Raw genomic sequence first — 25259 nt, forward strand, 5'->3', positions numbered from 1 at the left:
TTTAAATTTGTTAAAGCAAAACGGATTTATTGCCTAACATCGACTGTATATCATCTTCTTCTAAAATAACAGGATAACAAATACCAGCCCCCGATATTAAGGACTGGTATCCTTTTATGAAGTAGCCTTTTTTGTCTTTGCATCCCTTTTGGCAGTAGTCGTTTTCTTTTTCGGCTTCGTTGTTTTAGGCTTATCACTTTTAGCACGATCCAACGATTCCTGCAACGCATCCATTAAATTAACCACATTATCCGCCTTTTCTTTGGTATCTTTACCAATTTCAACTTCTTCATTGTTTTTCTTGGCTTCGATTAATTCCATGAGTGCTGTTCGATAATTATCTTTATATTTTTTTGGTTCAAACTCAGTCGTCAATTGTTCTATAAGAAGCTTGGCAGTGTCCAGCTCTTTTTTACCAACTGATTCTTGACTAGGAACATTGGGTACATCTTCAACTCCCCGAACCTCATCCGGGTAATGTATTGTTTCAACTACTATCGCAGTTTTATACACTCTAATTACAGCAAGCTGTTCTTTAGAGCGTATCATCATTTTTGCAATTCCAATCTTACCAGTATCTGTTAGCGCTTCTCTTAGCAATGCGTATGCTTTTGAGCCGCCCTCACTAGGTGATAGGTAATAGCTTTTCTCAAAATAAACAGGATCAATTTCTTCCAATTGAACAAAATCAACAATCTCTACAGCTTTGTCTTCTTGCTCTTTCTTTAGTGCTTCTAATTCTTCGTCATCCAATATAACAAATTTATTTTTTGCGTATTCATACGCTTTTACAATATCCTCACTTTTTACATCTTTATCGCAATTTGGACAAGTCTTTTCATATTTAATAGGCATCTTACATTTCTTATGCAACTGCCGCAGTTTTATATCCTTATTTTCAGTAGCGGCATGCATTTTGACAGGGATATTGACCAAACCAAAACTGATTGTTCCTTTCCACATCGTATGCATTCCGTTCACTCCTTTTTGATTTATTTTGCTGATTTGTATGTTTTTTATACAAAGATATGAGGCATCCTATTTAAAAAGAGGTGATTATATATGGACTGGATGAAACCAATAGAAAGAACAGATATACCAGAGGGGGATGAATGGTTGTATGAGGTTAAATATGATGGGTTTCGTTGTGAACTAAGCTGGACTGATAAAAATATTATTTTAACTAGTAAGAATAACCTGGATATCTCTAATAAGTTTCCTGAAATTATTAACTGGTGCAATGATAATTACGATTACTTTAATAGCAAATTACCACTAAAAATAGATGGCGAACTTGTCATATTAAATCATCGCTACCAAGCTAATTTTGCAAAAATCCAAGCACGTGGCAGGACGAAAAGCATTGACCGTATAAAAAAACAGGCAAGTAATAGACCTGCAGCATTGATGGCATTTGACATCGAGGAAATAAGAGGCAAGAAACTTACCAATAATAATTTATCTTTACGGAAAGAAATTCTTCATCAATTATTAGAGCCAGTTTCCGATAACGAAGTTTTAAAATGTGTAGAAATATTTTCTTCTGTTAAAGAAATCCAGAAAGTCATTTCAGCATCAAAGTGCGAAGGTATTGTTGCAAAACGAAAAGACAGCACTTATCAAAAAGGTAAAAACCATCATGATTGGTTTAAGATTAAAAGTTGGAGAGTGATTCAAGGCATTTTAACAGAGTATAACCCAAGTAATGGTTATTTTGCTGTGAACGTATTAGATAACGATAATTTAATACGTATCGGTACATGTAAACATGGCTTATCTAAAGAATCGTCTGAAACAGTACAAAAACTTTTTAAAGAGCAGGGGAAATTAGTCGAGGGTAGTTATCATTTACCTCCTGCAATAGCCAGCATGATCAATACACTGGATTTATATAAGGGAGAGTTGAGAGAACCTAATTTTAAGAGTATTAACCCCAACACTTCATATACTGAATGCACATTGGATAAATTACAGTTAGACATGGCTCAAATTCCAATCGAGACTTCTAACACGGATAAATACTTATGGCCAGATGTTTTTAAAAAGAAAGACCTCTTAGTTTATATCAGAGAAATATCACCTTGGATGCTTCCATTTTTAAAACAACGCGCTTTAACAATTATTCGCTGTCCCGATGGGATAAAAGAAAAATCGTTCTTTCAAAAAAGTATACCGAATTATGCACCGGACTTTTTATCATTTGATGCTACTGATGATTTAATTGTATGCAATCAGTTAGAAAGTTTAGTTTGGTTAGCAAATCATGGTTCCCTCGAATACCATGTTCCTTTTCAACGAATTGGACAAGTGACACCCTTGGAAATTGTATTTGATCTTGACCCGCCTGACAGAGAGAACTTTGTTTTAGCAGTAAAAGCAGCCAAGCTATTAAAGCAGATATTAGATGATTTAAATCTTGTATCTTTCGTGAAAACATCTGGAAACAAAGGGCTACAAATATATATTCCTATTCGAGAGGGGAGCATGACATACGACGAGACAGTTTTTTTTACCGAGACGGTAGCAAAAACATTAGAAAGAGCATTTCCAAACGATTTTACGACAGAACGATTAAAGAAAAAAAGAAAAGGACGTTTGTACATCGACTATATTCAACACGGTCAAGATAAAACATTGATTGCTCCTTATTCGCCAAGGATGACAAAAGAGGGTACAGTTTCTATGCCTTTATATTGGAATGAAGTCCATAAGGGATTAGAACCAACAGCCTTTACAATTGGAAATGCAGTAGAACGTCTACAAGAGGTCGGATGTCCATTCGCTGGATATTTCGAAACGGGTAGCAAACAAAAGTTAGATAAAGTGTTGAAAATGGTTAAAAATTAAAAGCCTATTTCTGATTCCATTCTAACGCTATTTACATTATCTATTATAAGTAATAATCACAATTGCAGAGTTACGGACATAAAATGGTCCATGGGATATTTGGCAACTCCTTTGATAGATAGTAACTTAAAAATTAGATGCCCGATTTGCATAACGGGCGTCTTTTTTGTTTTCTTATCATATTTATACATTTGAATCCTTAGTAGAAGAATGAAAAACATTACTAGGAGAAATAAAATAGCCTGACACTGTCAAAGAACTGGTGACAGGCTATTGCCTAAATTTATATTTTCCCGAAAAAATCCCTTTTGTATTATTACTGGATAGTTACATCTCATTTTTATAGTATTTTATTTCATTTCTTTTTTGAGAAAGAATAAATTTTCATATCTCTTAATACTCAGAGCATAAGGCACCACATCGTTTGTTTTCTTTTACCTTTCTTTCTAATACTTAAAACTCACTCCACGTTGCTGCTGTAAATATTTCAAAAAATTTAGGCGCAATGATTCAACTTTATCAGTCATGATCATAATAAAACGCAAGCTTCTTATCCAACAGATATGGTCGCAAATAAGCAACCATACTGCATAACGGTAAAACATCCTCGCTTAATTGGATGCCGAGCGTCTCTTTTATATACGCTTTTCTTTTCATCATCCGTTCCCAAAGTGCCGGATAATGATCTCTAAGCTCCTGTTTTAACACATCGTCCGCAATGGCTACTGTACTTTCCGCCGAAACACCATCGTATCCATCAACACGCGGAATAATATCTGTTTGAAAAATCATGCCGCTTTTGATAACTTCCTCTGAATCCCTATAGATTGGCGACGATAGCCATTCTTCATCCGCCGTCAAATGTCCTGGACATAGTCCCCAGTGATATGCTTCCTGTGGCAAAACATGGTTCATCAGCTTATACATATCCCCGCCCGGCATTCCAATTTGGATATTCTCCAGCCAAGCTATAATTGCAGTATAGTACGGTGCTGCCAGATCCTCTATATAATGCTTTTTACTCTCCGGTAAATCCTCGCTGTTCATAACAGCATATCCTGCTCTGCTCGATAATCCGCCTTTATATCCTACGGTTAAAGAGATGGCATCCCCTAGTGTAACCTTTTTAGAAGTTGGGTATAAATTACCGTTTTCGAATCGTTTACCCGTTGATGCAATCGTGACGACATTATTTTTTTGACCGTAGGCATGGAGTTCATTTCCTAATTCCATTTCAGAAATGCCAACCTCCAGCTTGTCTATCGCACGCAAGACACAATCTGCTGCCAGGGATGCCCCAAATTCATAATGAGCCATTTCATTCGCATTATTCACCCTGCGAACGCCACGATCCCCGCCGATGAAGATATCTGTATGGTTCGTAATAGAACCTTCCTTCCCGACCATTTCCCGAACCGTATCTACAATAAAAGAAGGAACATCAAATAAAGTCCGGTTATCCTCTACCTGGCTGGTAAAATGCTTCCATCCAGCCATTCCAATTTTCATTGCATCCTTGATTCCGGCTTCCTGAAGAACACTTGACATCTTACTGTGAGGCTCCATCGGCTGATTAGGCAAGGAAAAATGCGGACAATGAATTCCTTTTGCTGGAATTCTCGAAAATTGTACTTTATTATAGTTTTCATTTCCCAAGACCAGAAAAGCATCTCCATTAGCATGCAGGACTAATAAAGCCTCTTCAAATCTAGGAATAAATCCAACTAAATACTCAAAATTCCCGCCATGTTCCACATCCGCGTAAACCAGCAGCGCATCCAATCCATCGTGACGCATCTCATCTAATATCTTTTCTCTTCGTTGCTGCATCGTTGTATCATCCAGCAATATTGGAGTCCCTGTGCAATCTGGAGCAGGAGCATCCATTTCTATTAATTGTGCTTTTTTAGAATCATATTGTTTTTCCATTTAACTTGCCTCCAATGTATACATGTTTTTATTTGATTGGTTTTATTAATCAGAGGAACATGCATTTATTCCAATCCTGTGCATTACCTTGTTTCTTAGCAATGGGTAGTACCATTCTTGCTCTTTCTAAATATCATCAATAGGAAACATGGGGCGCATAATGCGCTTGAATGGAAGTTTTGCTGTGTCCTGCAGCGTTGCCCCCTGCGTTAATGACATGATATTTAATTTCCCCTCTTTTTTTAATTCAGGGAAAATATATCCCTGTTTAACAATGATAATATCATAGTCTCTATAATCGAGACCAGCCGCATGAAACTGTTCAATTTCAACAAACGGATGGTTGTTTCCTGAAACAACGATATCTATCGGTTTATCCTTGATTCTGACGGTTATACAATCACCAAAGTTCCCCTCTCTCACATAAGCATAACCAGCTAAATATCCTTTCGCTTTAATAACAACATCTAAATTTACATTTGCGGATAATTCGTCTATATCCATTCCCAAAGAAATGCTTGTTTCTTCCCCCGCTTCATAGCTTTTCAGCTTATCTAAGGTTTCTGCGTCATGAATACTGGCAAATAAAAACCGTTTGTTATGACCTTCATCAAGATGTAATACCTGACGTAAAATAAAGGTATTGCTCCCTACCGATCCCGATGTTACATTATCTCCTGAATCCGTAATGAACACTGGCTTTCCTTCACACGCTAATGCCATTTTCATTGCTTCCTCCGGCTGTGCAGTTAAGCCAGTATAATGGAATTCATAACGTTTATTCCATACATATTCCGCCAACTGATCCGCAATTTGATCTGCATATTCCTGATCAGCCTCTGTTGAAGGAATAACAACAATTCCACACCCTGCAACATCACAGTCATGACGAATATACCCAACATGCCAGGAACAGCTTAATATTCTTGAATCCGCTTCTAATTCATCCATATATTGATTAATCGATTTTACTGGTTCATCTGCGGAGACGCTTTGTTCTCCGCCTAAAATCATTGATAATTTACGATATACTGGGGTAATATTTTGACGTTGCTCCAACAAATCAACGAGCTTTTCACAAATAAATTCAATTGTTTCTTTAATATCTGTATGTGGAGATTCGCGATAACTGCGAATCAGTGTGGTACTTTCTACATACGCTTTAGACAGGTTACCATGCGGATCACTTACTACCGCAATTGGCAAATAAGGGCCTGTCAGCTTGCGAATCATCTTCATAATATGATGATCCCCAGATCCGCCTTCCAAATCTTCTACTTCACTCGCCCCGTGTAAATGAAGAAAAATCCCATCAATTTCATGAATATGCTTTTTAATATCTTCCAAGATTCTCTTTTCAATATAATCAAATGCCGTTTTTTCTAAAACGCCGCCAGCTGATGCATCAGCATAAATGGAAGGAATTATCTCCACACCTTTTTTAGCAAACACATCTTTACATTTCATTTCCCGAATGCAATCCTCTCCAAATAAGAGATCAAAATCCTCTAAATTACTTTTATACGGAATATTGGCATTCGATTCAAGAATAAATCGTGCAATCAAAACTTTCATCGATTTCACCTCATCAACTTTTTTAAGAAATATATCCGTTCCTTCCAGCCTTTCAAGGCCCGGGTATATTTAGTAAATCTTTTTATCTCCAATGAAAAATCTTTATTTTATTCAGCCTTCTCTGTTGATTTCGTTCTTGAAATAATAATCCTGCAGGAAATATAGGAGACAACCACCCCAACAATTCCTACGATTGCCGCTAAAAATAAATTCCCTAATCCTCCTTGATTATCAATGAAGAACATCGCAGTAAATAACCCTGGGGTTCCACCCATAATATAGCTTTTCAATCCAAATATACCAGCAACCAAACCAGCACTTGCAGCTCCAATTGCAGTGCCTATTAATATTTTAGGCCGCGTAATCAAAGCACCGTAGAAAGCGGGTTCTGTAACCCCGCAAAGTGCGGTTACACCAGAAGAAACAATCATACCCTTCTTCGCTTTATCATTTTTTATGGAAGTAGCTGCTGCTAAAGCACTTCCGCCAATGCACAGGTTGGAGATGAACCCCATAACCATAATGGCAGGGTCATATCCAATCGTTGCAACACTGTTAAAACCGATTGGCATAATCGCTTTATCTAATCCAAACATAACCATATAAGGATAAGCCACAGCGAATACCGGCATCGCCAGTCCGCCGATTGTACTCATTAACGTTGTAATCCCTGAACCCACATAGTCACTTAAAAGGGTTCCGATAGGTCCTAACACGATTAATGTTATTGGTACAACAATAATCATCGTTAATAGCGGTTTCAAAAAATAGATGACGATTTCAGGAATAACCTTCTTAAAGAATTTGTCCACGAAATACATAAGCCCAACACCAAGCATAACTGGTAATACGCTGGTGCTATAGTCCACCGCTGGAATTCCGATTCCTAAAAAACTTAGCCCTTCTTGACCGCTAATATTCGAGCTGACAAGCAACGCTCCCAATACTGCTCCCAAAATAGGTTCCATTTTTAAACGTCTCGCCATTGTAAATCCTAGATAAACTGGTAAGAAGGTAAATGCTGCATTGAAAATAGCATCGATAATGACTGCAGTGCCAGATTCCATGTCTAAACCAAAATAGTTGATTAATAGATTTTTAACGGCAAGAATGATTCCGCCAGCAATCAGTGCTGGAACAATAGGCATAAATACGGCAGCCATAAAATTACCAAATTTGTTTAAATAGTTCATAAAACTCATTTTTTGCGGTTCTTCCGCTTCTTTTGCAGAGCCTGCTTCGTTATTTTGCCCCTCTTTCCACCCAGACACCTCTAAAAAATCGTTGTATGCTTCATTAACATTAGGCCCGATGATAATCTGCACTTGGCCAACTTTCTTAATGACACCTAACGTATTTTCAATCCCTTTTAATGCTTCCTCGTTTATCAGTTTCTCGTTATTATAATGTAAACGAAGTCTAGTGGCGCAGTGTTCAACATAATTTAAATTATCTACACCGCCAACGTGCTCCAATACTTGTTTTGACATCTCAACATATTTCATTTTTTATTCCCTCCATTTCTGCCTGCTTATTAATAAAACAAAATTTCACTCAGCGGGATTTTTACGGACGATTCTCCGCGATAAATCCAACAATGTGGTACTAAAACAAAATTTAAGTCCTATTGACGTCTGAACAAATTAGTATGTTAACATTTTCACAATCAAACCTTTTATAAATAAAATCGATTCTTCTGGCTGTGTAGTTATTTTAGGTTAAGATGGGAATTCGATAGCGGAGCAGCCAAACCCATAACATCGATTCCCTTGTAGACTTTTACCTGTCTATAAAATACCGCTTACATAGTTAAGCACATCTAAGTCGGCTTTATAATCACCATACGATTTATCAAGGACAACAATTTTATTTCTGTTATTTTCATTTATTTCACTATATAGACTATACCATTCCGTTTGAAAAAGAGCTTAAGCGGACATGCATCATCACACTAGAAACAAATGGACAGGTTTTACCCCTTCACTTTCATGCCCGCCAAACTCTATTTCTTTCCATCATCCATCAGCAAACAAATAACTGTTTTTAGATATCTCTGTTTTCCGCAATTAGATTTTTATACCAATAGTAGCTTGCTTTCGGTATCCGTTTCGTATCATTCTCAAAATCGATCCGGACAAGCCCATATCTTTTTTCATAGCCATTAATCCAGCTGTATAAATCCATCGTGGACCACATATAGTAACCCTGTACATTCACGCCTTCTTCACGCGCTTTTAACATGTAATGAATAAAATCTCCACATAGCTCGATTCTGTTATCATCATTTACATATCCATTCTCATCAGGTGTTTCATATTGTCCGTGTCCATTTTCCGCAATATATACTAAAATATCCCCGTACTTTTCTTTGATTTCCATCAAAGCATTATACATACATTTAGGATAAACTTCTCTTCCCCAGAGGTTTCTTTTAACATGAGGATCAAAGGAGCTTTCAAAGACATGTTTAATGCGTATCCCTTCTTTTGAATTAGATCCTTTCCCTCTGTTATTATGGAACACTTCTGTTTCACCTTCAGAATAATCGGTTACATATTGACGGTTATAGACGTTCAAGCCAATATAATCTACTTTACCTTTCGCAAAATCAGAAACGTCCTCTTGATAGACGAAGCTTGGGTCAACTCCCCAATCCTGAAGCACTTCACCTAACTCTTCTGGAAGCTTCCCAAATACACTTGTATCCAGAACCATGCGATTATAAAAAACATCCGCTCTTAACCTTACTGCATCTTTTTCTTTTGTTGCAGGATCCAATTCAACATTCCCGTTATCATGAACAATACCGATTCGGCCATCCATGCCTAATTTCCGGTAAGTATCAACGGCCTTGGCACTGCCTAACATCAGATTGTAGAGAACATTCCAGAAACGATTAAAATCCAGCTTGTAGTTTGGCGGGTAGTTACCGACCACATAACTGCAATAAGCATAATACCTTGGTTCATTTACCGTAGACCAAATCTTCACCCGATCTCCGAAATTTTCAAAACAAACTTTCGCGTACGCATCAAAGGCATCGATAATTTCTCTATTTTCCCAACCGCCAATTTGAGACAATTCATATGGCAAATCATAGTGAAACAACGTCGCATTCGGAGTAATCCCTTTTTCCAGGCAATAATCGATGACATGATTATAAAAATCAATTCCTTTTTGGTTTACTTCGCCAACACCTTGTGGAATAATTCTCGCCCATGAGATAGAAAATCGATAGGTGTTTTGGTTACCCGCTGCCATCAGGTCGATATCTTCTTTATATTTGTGGTAAAAATCAGAAGCGATATCACCATCTACCTGATTAATATTTAAAGAACTGTTGTGGTTAAAGACATCCCATTCACCCAGACCTTTTCCATCTTCATCCCAGGCTCCTTCACATTGATATGCTGCTGTAGCAGAACCCCATAGAAACTTGTCATGTACTTGTTTCATTTAAATACCTCCCTGCAATAATGATGAATAACCTTCATCTAAATCCAATGTTAGCACTTTCAAAAAAACGAAGTGGTTCAGAATTTGAACCATCGTAAAATTGCCATGGTTACCAATATGGAAAACAAAAAGCCCGCTCCATAGAGCAAGGCTTTGACATGGTATCCTTTTTATCCAGCAATTTAAACAAGCTATAAATGTGCTAAACAGATTTACTAAGTTTTTTTATGAAGGCTTTTGAAAATAAACAGCATAGTCAAGTATACAATGACAAATACTGCATCGATAATAAATCAAGAATATAAGTAATCCCGTACTTTCCATAAATCCCTAAATAATCAGCTGAGAAACCATCCTTGCTAATATAAAAAGTTTTATCATAGCTATTCTTCAGTTTCTCCGCTTTATTTCCCGTTATTAGAAATTTATGTCCTTTTAAACTCTGAACAAATTCTAATGACAACTCCGCAAATTTACCAGATGCAGAGATGGTAATAATGACATCTTCTTCATGAAGTAATTTCAGAATTTCATTCGTGGTGAATGACCCAGAAATAACATGAATCACTTTTGAGGCAAACATCAGCTCTTGTTGAAATCTTAATGCATTGCCACTCGTATTATTTGCGCACAGAATCACTACATTTACATCCTGATTGATTAACTCACAAAGATAATTGATATCCTCGTCTGTTATTTGTTCGTCAATGTCAGTAATCATTTCATCAACTAGATTTTTTATATGAATGCGATAGTCAGGCTCTGCTTTTATGTCCCGATGTCTTAAATCACTGGGAAAAACAAGCTTGGAAATGGAGTTCTTCAATGAACTGAAATTATCATATCCTAACCTTAAACAAAACCTTCTCACTGCAGATCTGGATGTAAAACATTCCTCCGTCATTTCCCATATGCTGACGGAAGAAATACGATATAAGTTATTCAAAATAAAATGAGCCAATGTATAATCGGTATTTTCTGGATTTTCTGAGTTGATGATGAAAGACAAGGAATTTAATAAACCTAAATTATTTATTTTCATTTTATTCACCGTCACTTACCATATAATAATGTTACTGTTTTTGTTATTGAAAATAATATACTGGAGTTTAATATAGTTATTAACATACCCAAAGAATTTAAAATATGTTCTTATTTCTATAAATTCTATTATACGGGGTGGAATCCGAAATTTGAAAATAAAAAGAGATTTCGTTACTAAATTAAGAACTATATTGACTTTTTATCTGCTCCCATTACACTAAAAAACCTGGAACAACACATATCAATTCAAGATATTGTTCCAGTTTTTTTTATTTATTCTATACCATTCAAAAGATTTTTTCTTCACTCGTTTCCAGTGGCCGTTTCTATCGGCATCAAAATTATTATGATGGAAGATTTATTTGGGTTTATTAAAAAGCACAAATAAGCTAGATAGTTATTACTTTATTAATAAATTGACAGTTTATTATTTCATTAAATTAAGAATATTTTACAATATAATTACTATTATGTTACATTAGTTATAGTAGTTATTTTTTGATAGAAACTATTATAAAAATAGAATCATTTTATAACTACTGCTAAAAAAATACATATAGGGGGTAACAAAATGAAAGGGAAACGTTTAACGCTAGTTGCTTTTCTTGCGGTTCTTTTTATGTTCGGTACAACGCCATCGGTTTTTGCTGCAGATGATCTGAATTGTTCTGATTTTGACACGCAGCCAGAAGCTCAGGCACATTTAGATGCCGATCCGAGTGATCCGGATGGATTGGACCGAGATAAAGACGGTATTGCTTGTGAGAACTTGCCTCAAGGCGACTCTACTGCCAGCAATAACGATGCAAACGAATCAGAAGAAGCTTCTGAGGACACATCTACTGATGAATCTACTTCCTCTGAAGATGCTGCTGCATCTGAAGAGGAAACATCATCAGAAGATGCTACGTCTACAGAAGAAGCTTCATCATCAGATGATGAAGCAACCTCAGATGAACCTGCTTCCTCTGATGAAGAAGGCGGCGAGCTGCCGAACACCGCAACAGCATTACCACTTGGTATCCTAGGTGGATTAGGTGCAATGATTCTTGGCGGACTTGGCTTGCGCAAGCGTCAATAAAATGTTAGATAGGCAGACGGCTCAATCGTCTGCCTTTCTCTCATGTAAGGGGGATAAACAAATGATTCGAAAATTATCGCTGCTCTTGATTGCGATTGGTTTTCTTGTTGTTGTTTATAGCGGCTGGAATTACTTTCAAGCAACGCAATCGGTTCAGGAAATACCAGAGAAGTCAGAAACGGCTGAGGCAGCAGCTATTAATATACCAGAAAAAAATATACCAGAAAAAAGTGATGAGGAAGAGACAGTTAATCCATCCACACTCAATTATGAGGTAGACGCCGGTTCAGAGATAGCCATGCTAGATATTCCAGCTATGAATAAACGTTTTACGACATATTGGGGAGCGGATGAACGCACCCTTGACCAAGGTGTGGGGATGTATGTAAGTGAGTGGACGACAGTTCCAAACCGCGAAGGCGGGCATACGGTACTATCCGGGCATCGTGACACTGTCTTTACTGGTCTAGATGAGCTTGGACAAGGGGATATATTGGAAGTCCATTACAATGGCGAGACCTTTGAATATGAAATTAATAAGACATGGATTACCGATGCAGCGGATCGTACTGTGATTGTCGAGAAAGAGGAGCCGACATTGACGCTGACAACATGCTATCCGTTTGATTTTATCGGGTATGCGCCTGATCGTTATATTATAGAAGCTACGCTTGTGGAGTGAACGGGCGGAAAACTGATCCGCCCTTGTATGGTGTTTGGCAGAGATAATTTTATAGAGTGAGATAGACACATTCTAATTAATCTGCTTAGCCAAAAAGAAAAGTTACTACAGTAAGGTATAAGTAATTCATTTAACTGTCATTATTACTTTTTCTATTCTATATACAAAAAGAATCTATACATCATTTCTAGACAAGATTTTTTCGCGGACATAACTAAGATGTTTATACATCTCTTTAAATGATTGAACTGGATCTCTGTTCTTTAATGCTTCATAAATCGCTGTATGGTAATCAATTGTTATCTGAGGTTCACGAAATGGTATAAGGCTGTCCGTTTTTTCATGAGCCATCAATAAAGAATCAATCATACCCTCTACTACAGGGTTATTTGCACTTTCAGCAATTATACTATGAAATTTTTTATCATATTGTCCATAGTTGTTATCTACATTTGCTTTAATGCTACCAATTGTCCCCCTCAACTCCTCTAGCTGCTCCTCTGTAATTTTCTCTGCCGCAATTGTTACTAGTCCTAATTCTAACGTCATTCTAGCTTCGATAATAGCTGGGATGTTATTGATTGACAATGCTAACATTGCTTTAAACGGGCTGCTTCCAACCTTTTCATTTATGTATGTCCCTCCTCGCGGCCTCCGCTTAACAATTTCTAATGTTTCCAAAGAGCTAAGCGCCTCTCTTAATACCGGCCTGCTCACATCAAGGTCATTCATTAATGTTAATTCAGATGGAAGCTTATCTCCAGGGTGAAGTTGTCCATCCATCAGCATAGAAATAATATGTTCTAAAACTTGCTTGGATAATGTATTTCTTTGTATCGGATTCTTATTAAATTCAACCAAGTCAATCTTCCTTTCTTTAATGTAGATAATTTATCAGTACTAATCATTATATTGATCAAAAAATTGAATGCTGATATAACCCTTCTCTTCAGAAACATCCATATTCTGTGGAAATTTATTACTATAAAAATGCATATCTTTTATATAGAACTATTGAATGCCATTATACACTATATTGAAATAAGTTTTCTACTGGCTATGGATTAAACATTTGTAAGCATACAAAAATACCAAAATCAGCAATATTCAACAGCTAATTTTGGTATTTAATGAAACCTGCATTTTGTTAATTTTTTATTCCAATACTTCTAATAACCTCTTTAAAAAACTTACTTTTTAAAGTTTCAGGATACGCTTATCGCACAAGACATGGACGCTTGTTATCAAATTCCCATCCAGAAATTAAGTACTTCATCGCTTTTGCGTCATCTCTCGCACTCAACGCTTCTTTATGATAAATTTCATTAGCTTTCACCACTTGCTCCATATCAATTTCTACTCCAAGACCTGGTTTATTCGGAACAGCAATTTTACCTCCCTCTATTTTAAAAGGATCTTTAGTTAAACGTTCAATCCCTTCCTGCCAAATCCAATGCGTATCAATTGCTGTAATATTCCCTGGCGCAGCAGCTGCTACATGAGTAAACATTGCAAGAGAAATATCTAAATGGTTATTTGAATGCGAACCCCATGTTAAACCAAATTCATTACATAACTGCGCAACTCTTACTGATCCTTCCATTGTCCAAAAATGCGGATCTGCTAATGGGATTGAAACACTGTCTAGTTGCAGTGCATGTCCTAACTGTCTCCAATCTGTTGCAACCATATTTGTAGCTGTTGGCAACTCTGTAGCTTTCCGGAACTCTGCCATCACTTCTCTTCCGGAATATCCATTTTCAGCGCCGCACGGATCTTCTGCGTATGTTAAAATTCCATGCATATCCTTACATAATGAAATGGCTTCATCAAGTGACCATGCTCCATTAGGGTCCAGTGTAATACGAGCATCAGGGAAACGATTTTTTAAAGCTTTAATAGCTTCTATTTCCTCGCTTCCTGATAACACTCCACCTTTTAATTTAAAGTCTTTAAATCCATATAATTCATAAGAAGCTTCCGCTAATCGCACAACTGCTTCAGGTGTCAATGCTTCTTCATGGCGTAACCGGTACCAATCATTCTGAGCATTGTCTCCAGACTCGTAAGGTAAATCTGTTTTATTTCGATCGCCAATATAAAATAAATATCCAAGTGTCTCCACTTCATCACGCTGTTGACCGTCACCAAGAAGTGCTGCAACAGGTACATTTAAATGCTTGCCTAATAAATCTAAAAATGCAGCTTCTACTGCTGTCACAGCATGAATTGTTGTTCTTAAATCAAAAGTTTGTGCACCCCTGCCGCTTTCATCCCGATCAGCATATGTGCTTCGAACTTTATTCAGTACAGCTTTATAATTACCAATAGTTTCTCCTATAATCAATTGTTTTGAGTCTTCCAATGTTTGACGTATTTTTTCCCCGCCCGGCACTTCTCCAATCCCTTTTTGACCACTTGAATCTTCAAGAATGATTATATTTCTAGTAAAGTATGGCGCATGCGCACCGCTTAAATTCAATAGCATACTATCTTTTCCAGCTACTGGGTATACTTCCATTTGTGTAACAGTTGGTGTATTCATGATTATCAATCTCCCTTTATATTATTTATTTTAAAAAATACTTTGCTAGCTATATGACGAAATACATTTATACATAAGCAATCTGCAAGACCTTCTTTCTAGAAAGCTGATTGCCCTTCATATTCCTAAAAATTTGGGTTTAAATTATTTACAATCCTATTTTCAGAAAAGACTAACCTATAACCATATTCAAAATATATACGCCAATCAGTCCCAATATGGATAATGCAGTGGTATACGTCGTTCTAACCTTAATTGCTTGAGCTACTGTGAGATTAAAATATTCTTTAAATAACCAGAAACCTGGATCATTTACATGTGAAAACGCAATACTGCCAGTGGTAACAGCAAGAACCATCATTTCTAAACTTGTGCCCGAGGATTCAACAAGTGGAAGTACGATACCAGCAGCTGTCATTACAGCTACAGTAGCTGATCCTAGAGCAGTACGCATAATAACAGCAATCAACCATGCAAGTAATATGGGGGAAATTGCCCAACCATCTGTTAGTGATTGAATATAATCAGCAACGCCGCTATCTACAAGTATCTGTTTAAAGGCTCCTCCAGCTCCAATGACCAATATAATGATTGCCATTGGTTTAACACTATCAACACATGATTGCATGACATCTTCTAATGAACGGCCAATTCTTATCCCCAGGACATAAAAAGAAAGCAATAACGCAATTAATAATGCAATTGGTGCTGATCCAAAGAACATCATAACATTCAAAAAAGGATGGCCTTCTGGTAAAGCAATTTCAGCAGCCCCTAATACTGCCATTAAAAAAACAGGAATAAGCGCTGATATAACACTTGCACTAAAACTCGGCATTTCTTCTTCTTTAAATTCTTTTGTACTTATTAGTCCGTCAGGAATCGATGGATTCATCTTTTTTACGATACTTAATCTCGGCCATAATAAAGCAATCAATGCTCCTACTGGAATAGCTATAATAAGGCCATACAGGAGGGTTAACCCCATACTTGCATCAAATACCCCAACGACTGCTGCCGGACCAGGATGTGGCGGTAAAAAACTATGTGTTGTTGATAAACCGATTGACATCGTTAATCCAACATAAAGTAAGTTCAAATTTGTTTGACGAACAATAGTGAAAACTAAAGGAATTAATAAGACAAAAGCTACTTCGTAAAACATGGTAACACCAAGGATAAACGATACAATCAGCATCGCTACCTGCACGCGCTTGATTCCTAGCTTACCAATTAAAGTATTGGATATCCGCTGAGCAGCACCACTATCTGCTATAACTTTACCCAGCATTGCTCCAAACCCAAGTATCAGAATAAGGTCATTCAGCTGTCCCCCAATTCCATCTGAAATAGATTCCATTACAGTATTTAATGGCATTCCTTCTAATAGTCCAACTAGTATGGCTACTAAGATTAATGCTATAAACCCGTTAAACTTTAATGGAATCATTAAAATTAAAAGAAACACAACACCTAACGCAACAATCAACAAAGGCAATTTTTGACACTCCTTACAAAGATAAATTGATTCTATATCATGTTGCAGTATATTTATTTGCTAATTTCATGCTCATGATGCTCAAACGAATCGCCTATGTAATTGGTTTGTTTTAAAGCTCTAGTTATCATTCTATTAATTGAACACCTAGTATAGTTACAAATTAGTAGATTGTAATATTACATCTAAAAAAACAAATTTTATACTCCAACAAAATATGTAATAATTCGTACATCTTTATTCATTCTTTCTTAAAATGCAGAAAAGGTATTACGTTAAATCTTTCATTGAAAATGTAATCTCTTCAGCATTAAAAAAATCAGTAATCCTAAAAATACTCGAAACCGCATACATAAAAGAGATATTAAATTTTATCTATTATACATATATACAATAGTTTTGTTTTGGGAGGAATTCATATATCTTTTTAAATAAATATGGACTGGGGACAAAGGTGTTTATACCAGGTAATTTCAAGCCATATATTGTACAGATACATACTTTAGAAATATACTTTGCTTTATTTGTTGATTATTCTTTTGAATCTAATATTACCTTTTGTCCCAGTCTGACTCAAAACGTGTAAAACTTAAAACTCATTCATAATTAACATGTAACGGTTACCCATACATTGCTATAATAACGGCTCTGCTATATCTTAACTATCAGCCTATTCAACCTTTCAAGCAGGATATTAAAAGGACTTTATCAGGACTTTGTCGGCAACATAAAATCGAAATCACAACCTTCATCTGCTTGCAAGACATGTTTACGATAGAGCCATTTATAACCTCTTTCATCATCAAACTCAGGTTTCTGCCAACCTTGTTTACGTTTTTCAAGCACTTCATCTGAAACATCCAGATTCAAAATGCGATTTTCAATATCCAGCTCTATTATATCGCCGTCTTCTATCAATCCAATTGGGCCACCTACAGCTGCTTCCGGTGCCACGTGTAGAATAACGGTTCCAAAAGCGGTACCACTCATTCGACAATCCGATAAACGAACCATATCACGAACACCTTGTTTTAATAGTTTTCCAGGTATCGGAATCATTCCAGCTTCAGGCATTCCCGGCGCTCCAACAGGACCAGCATTTTGGAGAACAAGTACACTATCTTTTGTAACTTCTAAATCCGGATCATTTATTCTTGCTTCCATATCTTCTAATGAAGTAAATACAACAGCTTCTCCTTTATGTTTCATCAATGTTTTATCGATGACTGCCTTTGGTTTAATGATCGATCCACTTGGTGATAAATTACCTCTTAAAACAGCAATTCCTCCATCTGCATGCAACGGATTATCCAATGGTTTAATTATATCGCGATACACCTCTTCAATAGTTACAGAAGATAGATTCTCTTTCATTGTTTTTCCAGTCACCGTCATTTCATTCACATTTAAAAGCGGCTCTAATTCTTTTAAAACGGCAGGTATCCCGCCAGCATGGTATAAATCCTCCATTTGGTACTTACCAGCTGGTCTCATATTAGCAATAAATGGTGTTTCTTTACTTATTTTTTCAAATTGATCTAAATTCAATGTAATGCCAAGTCTTTTTGCCATTGCTGTCAGATGTATGACCGTATTTGTAGAACCGCCAATAGCCATCAATAATCTGATTGCATTCTCAAATGCTTCCTTCGTCATAATATCTGACGGTTTAATGTTTTTTTTCACTAGTCTAACAATTTCCCGCCCAGTTTCTCTTGCCATATGCATACGTTCATTAACTGTTGCAGGTGCTGCCGCGCCTCCTGGAAGCATCATACCTAAAGCTTCGGAACAAGCAGCAATTGTACTTGCTGATCCCATCACCATACAATGTCCAGCAGTTGGAGCCAGCTGTTTATTGATTTCATTGATTTCTTTTTCATCTACCGTACCTGCTTTATATTCCTGCCAGTAAAAACGGCAGTCAGAGCAGGCTCCCAAAGTTTTTCCTTTATATTTCCCATTATTCATTGGTCCGCCCGTAAATAAAATAGCAGGCTTATCAGCACTTGCTGCCCCCATCAATTGGGCTGGCGCCATTTTGTCACAGCCGCCAATCAAAACAGTTCCATCAATTGGTTGTGCGGTAATCATCTCTTCCGTATCCATTGCAACTAAATTCCGATATAACATCGTTGTTGGGCTTGTAAACATCTCCCCTACTGACATGATTGGGAATTCCAAAGGGGTGCCGCCTTCCATAATAACTCCTTGTTTAATAGCTTCTACCATCGGCTGTATATGGGAGTGGCACCGGTTTACTTCACTAAATGTATTACTTATTCCAATAACTGGTTTTTCATAATCTTCCTCGTCATGCCCCAAGTGCCTTCTAAAAGCCATTTTCAAAAACTCACTAAACGCTTCATCACCATACGATGCATTTGATTTCTTCATCGTCATCTCTCCTCCCATTTAATTATCATCTTAGGATGCAAGCACTGCCGTACAGGTTTGAATCCCGAGCTTAGCATGTATTTACTATCACAGTTATTGTTCATCTAATTGGAAAGAAAGATATTTGTATTCCAAATAATCTTCAATTCCCTGCCTGCCGCCTTCTCGACCGATGCCTGATTCCTTCACTCCGCCAAACGGAGCTTGGGCAACAGTTGGCATAGGATCATTTATGCCTACAATCCCATATTCCAAAGCTTCGCTGACTCTTACAATTCTAGAAGCATCCTTCGTAAATATATAAGAAGCAAGACCGTATTCACCACTGTTCGCCCGCTCTATCGCTTCTTCTTCTGTTGTAAACGAAAAGATAGGAGCAATAGGTCCAAATGTTTCTTCGTATGATATCTTCATATCATGTGTTGCGTTTACTAAAAGTGTTGGTTCAAAAAAGTTGCCTTTTGCGTATTCTCCATCGGCAAGTCGCTTCCCGCCGACTAATACTTCTGCTCCTTTTTCTGTTGCATCCTGCACCTGTTTTTCTACTTTATTGACTGCATTATTATCGATTAATGGTCCAATTGTAACCCCTGGCTTCAGTCCATCACCGACTATTAATTTCCTTATTTTTTCTGCAAACAATTCAGAAAAAGGCTTCACAATACTTTCATGGACATAAACACGATTGGTACAAACACATGTTTGACCCGCGTTTCTAAATTTACTAGCAATTAAAGCTTCTGCAGCTTGCTCTAGATTAGCATCTTCAAATACAATAAATGGTGCATGTCCTCCAAGCTCGAGTGATAGCTTTTTCATCGTATCTGCAGATTGTCTTACTAGCTGTTTTCCTACTTCAGTAGAACCAGTAAATGTAATTTTACGCACATCAGGAGAATCCATTAATGCTTTTGTGATCTTACTTGCAGATCCATGAAGTAAGTTCACTACTCCCTCCGGAACTCCTGCATCATGACAGGCCTTAAAGACTTCTACAGCTGTAAGAGGCGTGGAAGAAGCTGGTTTCAATACAACAGTACACCCTGCAGCCATGGCTGGAGCTATCTTCCTTGTAATCATTGCAATTGGAAAATTCCATGGTGTAATCGCTCCAACAACTCCAATCGGTTGGCGGATAACCGATAAACGTTTACTTGGAGACGATGCAGGAATGGTTTCTCCATAAATTCGTCTTCCTTCTTCCGCAAACCATTCTAAATAATCGATTGCTAAACTAATCTCCGCTTTTGACTCTTGCACAGGTTTCCCCATTTCTGTTGTAATTACTTCAGCAATCTCATCCGTTCTAGAACGTAAGATTTCCGCAACGCGATTTAAAAAATCATACCTTTCTTTTGCAGTTCGTTTAGACCAAGCAGGTAAAGCTTTTCTCGCAGCGTCAATTGCGAGCTTCGTTTCATGTTCTCCTCCTTTTGCGACTGTTCCAAGAAGTTGACCAGTAGTTGGACTAGTCACTTCTAAATTATCTTCTGAAGTTTCCCATGTCCCATTTATATAAAGCATCTTATCTCCTCTTTTCTATCCCCGCATCATATGCAGAAAATTATTTGATTAGATTATTGTTCCTGATTTGCTGATAAAATTGTTGGGTCAGTCATTACTTCGATCAATGCCGGAAGTCCAGATGCAATCGCTCTTTCAAATGCGCTTGCAATATCTTCATTCTTTTCAACTCTTTCACCATGTCCACCAAAATTAATTGCATATTCTGCAAAGTTTGGATTTGTCAATTTTGTTCCCACTACTCGTCCAGGGAATTTCGCTTCCTGATGCGTATGGATAGTTCCAAACATATTATTATTTACAACAATAGAGATGATAGGAATATCATAGCGTACAGCTGTTTCAAATTCTTGCGGAGTCATCATAAATCCGCCGTCACCTGAAATAGAAATGACTGTTTTATCTGGATGAGCTACTTTCACTCCAATAGCCGATGGCATCCCGTAACCCATCGCTCCTGATGTAGGTCCAAAATACGTCCCCCCTTCATCATATTTGAAATAACGGGAAATCCACGAAAAGAAGTTACCTGCGTCACTTGTAATAACCGTATTCTTTGGCAGTTCATTTTGAATATAATGGATGACTGATTTCATATTTGCGTATTCTTTATTATCCGTTAATTCAGGTGTTGAAAATTGTGTATACTTTTCGTTTGCTTCTGTTACTTTCTTTTGACGCTCCACATTTTCTTCCGGTTTAATCACGTTAAGAAGCTCTTTTAAAAATTCCTTTACATCGGAAACAATAGGTAATGACGGTGTATAAACTCTCCCCAAAGTATCTGGTGAAATATCTACATGAATCAAACGGCTATTTTGTTCATTTATTAAAGAATAATCATCTGTTGTCATTTGCGAGAATTTAGTTCCAAGCGCTAAAACAAGATCACTATCTTGAATATATTCACTCAGAGACTTTCTAGCTCCCAACCCTAATGCACCAATATAATTTGGGTGCGAATTCGGGAACGCATGGAAGCGTCTAAACGCTGTAGCTACGGGAATTTGCATGGCTTCTGCTAATGCAACAAGCTCTTGAGTAGCTTCTGATAGAATTACGCCTCCGCCAGCAATAATAACTGGTTTTTCAGCATTTTTTAGTTCTTCGGCAACTTCTTGTACTGCATCTGCATCAGGACGAATCATAGTTACCTTTATTGGTTCATGTGTATCTCTAGTTACAATGTCATCTTGCATATCCTCTGGCAATGAAACCAGCACTGGCCCAGGCCTTCCTGAACGTGCTACATGAAAAGCACGGTGCAGAATTTCCGGGATACGGTCAGCATCATCGATTTCTACTGTCCATTTACATAAATCTTTAAAGAATGAAACAAAATCTACTTCTTGAAATGCCTCACGGCCTCTATACGGACGTTCAACCTGTCCAATCAATGCTACAAGAGGAGTAGAATCTTGCTGCGCAGTATGTAGCCCAATCGACAAATTCGTTGCACCCGGGCCTCTTGTTGCTGTACAAACACCTACATCACCTGCAGCTTTCGCATAACCTTCAGCCATAAATGAGGCGCCACCCTCTTGTCTCGCAGAAATGAAATCGATTTCATTTTCTTCGTAAAAAGCATCCAGTACATTCAAATAACTTTCTCCAGGAACGCCAAAAACTTTCGTTACACCTTCTTTTTTCAAAACATCAACAATCGCTTGACCACCAGTTCTTTTCTCTACTTTAGTATCGCTCTGACTAACTTGTGTCATTTCTTTTCCACCTTTGCTATTATTTTTAATTCATCACATAAAATTTCTTTCTAATATTAACTCCATGTACTGCCTCCTCCTGATTAGCAATATTTGAAGGTTGCAATATAAGTTTTTTAATGATTTGATTTTAATTGTAAGACATTAATAATTGTTTGTCAATAATCATTATTTAATCTTCTGATTATTATTTTCAATAGCTTCTTTCATTAAATGAAAGTCTATAACCGCACAAAAAATGACTCCTAAATTAATACAGAAGTCATCTAACACTTATTTAAATTTTAGATAGTAAAAAGTTCCGTACGAAAAGTTATACATCTATTCTAGACATGATTTTTTCTCGTACATAACGGAGATGTCGATACATTTCTGTGAATGACATAATTGGGTCTCTTTTTTTTAAAGCTCTGTAAATCGCTTCGTGGTATGCAACCGTTATTTCCCGCTCACGGTAGGGTATCAAGCTATCAGTCTTTTCATGCGCAATCAATAATGAATCAATCATCCCTTCCACTACTGGGTTATTTGCGCTTTGGGCAATGATTCTATGAAATTCGATATCTAACGCCCCATAATTATTATTCACGCTTTTTTCAATATCACTGTTTATTTCCTTTAACAGATCTAATTGTTCGTCAGTTATTTTTTCTGCTGCTAAAGTAACTAGTCCTAATTCTAAGGACATTCTTGCTTCAATAACAGCTGACACATTATTGATTGTTAATGCTAACATTGCTCTAAATGGACTATTTCCTACTTTTTCATTAATATACGTTCCTCCACGCGGTCTTCTTTTGACAATTTCTAATGTTTCTAAAGAACTAAGCGCTTCTCTTAATACAGGGCGGCTTACATCAAAATCCTCCATTAATTTTAATTCAGACGGAAGCTTATCTCCCGGATGAAGCTGCCCATCCATCAACATGGAAATTATTTGGTTTAACACTTGTTGTGATAATGTATTTCTTTGTATTGTTCCTGTTTTAAATACTTCCATTACCTTCACTCTCCTTGTACTTAGCAATCAGTATGTTAAAGAAATCACATGTCATATAGCACATTTGATTATTTAGTGAATTATGTAAATAACCTGCGGATAAATTACATCAAGGTTTATTATTATAATTACCGCCCGTAATTGTATGACAAATATATAAGTTTGTCAATTTCAATAAATTTCCAAAGAATATATCATATAAACTTCCCCTATATCATAGTTGTATATTTACTCCCTGCTATCTTTATCAACTGGAATTTTTATTTCTAAAGTTCTTTCCATTGATTTAAAGTCGATATAAAAAGAAGGATAGAGATTATATCCCTCTCCTTCTTAACACCATAAAAGCTACCCATTATTTATAGACATCCGATTAGTTACGTAACTGGTGCAGGATTAAATAAGGCTAAATCGTTTCGAATACCACATTTATCTGCACAAGTTGTTTTCTTACCACTAGCAGTAGCAATAATATCATGAAAAATTTCCCATCCTACATCTTCAATAGTCGCTTTTCCTGTAGCAATCGTTCCCGCATTGATATCGATTAAATCGTTCCATTGATTTTTTAATTCATTTCTTGTTGAAACCTTTAATACAGGTGCCATTGACAGATTATAAGGTGTTCCTCTGCCCGTTGTGAACACCTGTAAATGCATACCAGCAGCGAGCTGCAAAGTTCCACAAACAAAATCGCTTGCGGGCGTAGCAGCAAAATTTAATCCTTTTTTTCGAACCTTTTCTCCTGGAGATAAAACATCTGTAATTGGAGATGTTCCAGATTTAATTACTGAACCAAGAGACTTTTCAACGACATTAGATAATCCGCCTTTTTTATTTCCTGGCGACGGATTTGCTGACCGGTCAACATCACCTTTATTCAAATATTTATCATACCAATCCATTTCTCTAACAAGAGCGTCCGCTACTTCTCGACTATCTGCTCTTGGTGTTAATAGATGGACCGCATCCCTGACCTCTGTTACTTCAGAAAACAAGACAGTTGCACCAGCTTTAACCAGCAAATCTGCCGCATACCCTACAGCTGGATTTGCTGTAACGCCTGAAAATGCATCACTTCCCCCACACTGAACACCTACTACTAATTCAGAGATTGGAAATTCTTCTCGCTCTCTTTGGTTTAGCCTTTCTAACCTTTCTTCAGCCATCTCCATAATAGTTTGAATCATATTTGTGAAGCCATTTTGATCTTGTAACATTACAATATTATCATTATCTTTTCCATCATTTAATCGCGTTGGTTGGAGCTTTTCGCATCCTAAACCGACAACCATGATTTCCCCGCCAAAACTAGGATGTTTCGCTAGATTTTGAATGGTGCGGATAGGAATTTTTGCATCGCCAGCGTTTATTGCAACACCACAACCATAGTTATGATTAATAGCAATAACATCTTCAACATTTGGGTACTTTGGAAGAAGTTCTTCCTTTATCTTTTGTACAGCAAACTCTAAAACCCCAACGACACATTGAACACTTGTCGTTATCCCGAGTATATTCTTCACCCCAGCTGTACCATCAGAGTTTCTGTATCCTAAAAAAGTGTATTCTTCATCTAAGGGTTCCTTCGGTTCTGCTTTCCCGTAGGTCTTTAATGTATTTAGTTCTGGAGGTACTGGTAAATTCATTACAGCGTCTCTTATCCAGGATCCTTTTTCAATTCGACCTTTAGCATATCCAATAATTTCTCCGTATCGGATAATTTCTCCATCTTTTTCTATGTCCTCTAAAGCTACTTTATGCCCTTGAGGAATCATATTTTTTAATTCGAGACCACACTTAAAAACAGTTCCTTGCTTTAAACCTCCATTATTAACAATAATCGCGGTATTATCTATTTCTTTCACTTTAATATAGAGTGGTTCCATATCTTCTTGCATTTTCTCACACCACCTCTCTGTTGTTTTTCAGTAAATGTATGAAATACACTTACACTAAA

At 37.0% G+C, this 25259-nt stretch carries 17 protein-coding genes; 3 read left to right on the forward strand and 14 right to left on the reverse strand.

Features of this window, described 5'->3' with window-relative positions:
• Positions 1-114 precede the first annotated feature (114 nt).
• Positions 115-972, reverse strand: coding sequence for a non-homologous end joining protein Ku (gene ku, locus ACW0TQ_RS19090; protein ID WP_455725920.1), 858 nt, complete (start codon positions 970-972; stop codon positions 115-117).
• A 90-nt stretch (positions 973-1062) separates the two neighbouring features.
• Between ku and ACW0TQ_RS19095 the strand changes: the two genes are divergently transcribed.
• Positions 1063-2847, forward strand: a complete 1785-nt coding sequence (locus ACW0TQ_RS19095) for a DNA ligase D (RefSeq protein ID WP_193064620.1) — start codon at positions 1063-1065, stop codon at positions 2845-2847.
• Between the two features lie 519 nt (positions 2848-3366).
• Here the strand turns inward: ACW0TQ_RS19095 and ACW0TQ_RS19100 are convergent.
• The 5 genes from ACW0TQ_RS19100 to ACW0TQ_RS19120 form a co-directional block, all read right to left on the reverse strand.
• Entirely contained in the window at positions 3367-4776 is a 1410-nt protein-coding gene (locus ACW0TQ_RS19100; protein WP_455725921.1) for a M24 family metallopeptidase, read from the reverse strand.
• A gap of 126 nt (positions 4777-4902) precedes the next feature.
• Positions 4903-6351 carry a M81 family metallopeptidase gene (locus ACW0TQ_RS19105; RefSeq protein WP_193064618.1) on the reverse strand — a complete coding sequence of 483 codons (1449 nt, stop codon included), beginning with the start codon at positions 6349-6351 and terminating at the stop codon, positions 4903-4905.
• 107 nt (positions 6352-6458) lie between these two features.
• On the reverse strand, positions 6459-7856 hold the full coding sequence (locus tag ACW0TQ_RS19110) for a PTS transporter subunit EIIC (RefSeq protein ID WP_455725922.1): 1398 nt from the start codon (positions 7854-7856) through the stop codon (positions 6459-6461).
• 538 nt (positions 7857-8394) lie between these two features.
• Positions 8395-9807, reverse strand: a complete 1413-nt coding sequence (locus ACW0TQ_RS19115; RefSeq protein ID WP_193064617.1) for a glycoside hydrolase family 1 protein — start codon at positions 9805-9807, stop codon at positions 8395-8397.
• Positions 9808-10063: 256 nt separating this feature from the next.
• Positions 10064-10849 carry a MurR/RpiR family transcriptional regulator gene (locus ACW0TQ_RS19120; protein ID WP_193064616.1) on the reverse strand — a complete coding sequence of 262 codons (786 nt, stop codon included), beginning with the start codon at positions 10847-10849 and terminating at the stop codon, positions 10064-10066.
• A gap of 573 nt (positions 10850-11422) precedes the next feature.
• Between ACW0TQ_RS19120 and ACW0TQ_RS19125 the strand changes: the two genes are divergently transcribed.
• A complete protein-coding gene (locus ACW0TQ_RS19125) occupies positions 11423-11932 on the forward strand; it encodes an excalibur calcium-binding domain-containing protein (RefSeq protein ID WP_332094558.1) in 510 nt (169 codons plus the stop codon).
• Between the two features lie 61 nt (positions 11933-11993).
• Positions 11994-12614 carry a class D sortase gene (locus ACW0TQ_RS19130; RefSeq protein ID WP_256705088.1) on the forward strand — a complete coding sequence of 207 codons (621 nt, stop codon included), beginning with the start codon at positions 11994-11996 and terminating at the stop codon, positions 12612-12614.
• Between the two features lie 174 nt (positions 12615-12788).
• Here ACW0TQ_RS19130 and ACW0TQ_RS19135 read toward each other — a convergent pair whose 3' ends face one another.
• From ACW0TQ_RS19135 to garD, 8 genes are all read right to left on the reverse strand, one after another.
• Positions 12789-13481 carry a FadR/GntR family transcriptional regulator gene (locus tag ACW0TQ_RS19135; protein ID WP_455725940.1) on the reverse strand — a complete coding sequence of 231 codons (693 nt, stop codon included), beginning with the start codon at positions 13479-13481 and terminating at the stop codon, positions 12789-12791.
• 349 nt (positions 13482-13830) lie between these two features.
• The gene (gudD, locus tag ACW0TQ_RS19140) at positions 13831-15159 is read right to left on the reverse strand and encodes a glucarate dehydratase (protein ID WP_256705090.1); all 1329 of its coding nucleotides are present in this window, start codon (positions 15157-15159) and stop codon (positions 13831-13833) included.
• Positions 15160-15331: 172 nt separating this feature from the next.
• A complete protein-coding gene (locus tag ACW0TQ_RS19145) occupies positions 15332-16657 on the reverse strand; it encodes a gluconate:H+ symporter (RefSeq protein WP_455725923.1) in 1326 nt (441 codons plus the stop codon).
• Between the two features lie 708 nt (positions 16658-17365).
• The gene (locus tag ACW0TQ_RS19150; protein WP_332094556.1) at positions 17366-19054 is read right to left on the reverse strand and encodes a dihydroxy-acid dehydratase; all 1689 of its coding nucleotides are present in this window, start codon (positions 19052-19054) and stop codon (positions 17366-17368) included.
• Positions 19055-19147: 93 nt separating this feature from the next.
• Complete coding sequence (locus ACW0TQ_RS19155; RefSeq protein ID WP_256705093.1) at positions 19148-20578, reverse strand: NAD-dependent succinate-semialdehyde dehydrogenase; 1431 nt, start codon at positions 20576-20578, stop codon at positions 19148-19150.
• A 53-nt stretch (positions 20579-20631) separates the two neighbouring features.
• Positions 20632-22299, reverse strand: a complete 1668-nt coding sequence (locus ACW0TQ_RS19160) for a thiamine pyrophosphate-dependent enzyme (protein WP_256705094.1) — start codon at positions 22297-22299, stop codon at positions 20632-20634.
• Positions 22300-22612: 313 nt separating this feature from the next.
• Positions 22613-23299 carry a FadR/GntR family transcriptional regulator gene (locus tag ACW0TQ_RS19165; RefSeq protein WP_455725924.1) on the reverse strand — a complete coding sequence of 229 codons (687 nt, stop codon included), beginning with the start codon at positions 23297-23299 and terminating at the stop codon, positions 22613-22615.
• 377 nt (positions 23300-23676) lie between these two features.
• Positions 23677-25200: a galactarate dehydratase gene (gene garD, locus ACW0TQ_RS19170; RefSeq protein ID WP_256705096.1), complete on the reverse strand. Its 1524-nt coding sequence runs from the start codon at positions 25198-25200 to the stop codon at positions 23677-23679.
• Positions 25201-25259: the final 59 nt, after the last annotated feature.

Source organism: Oceanobacillus sp. M60 (genome assembly GCF_053839645.1).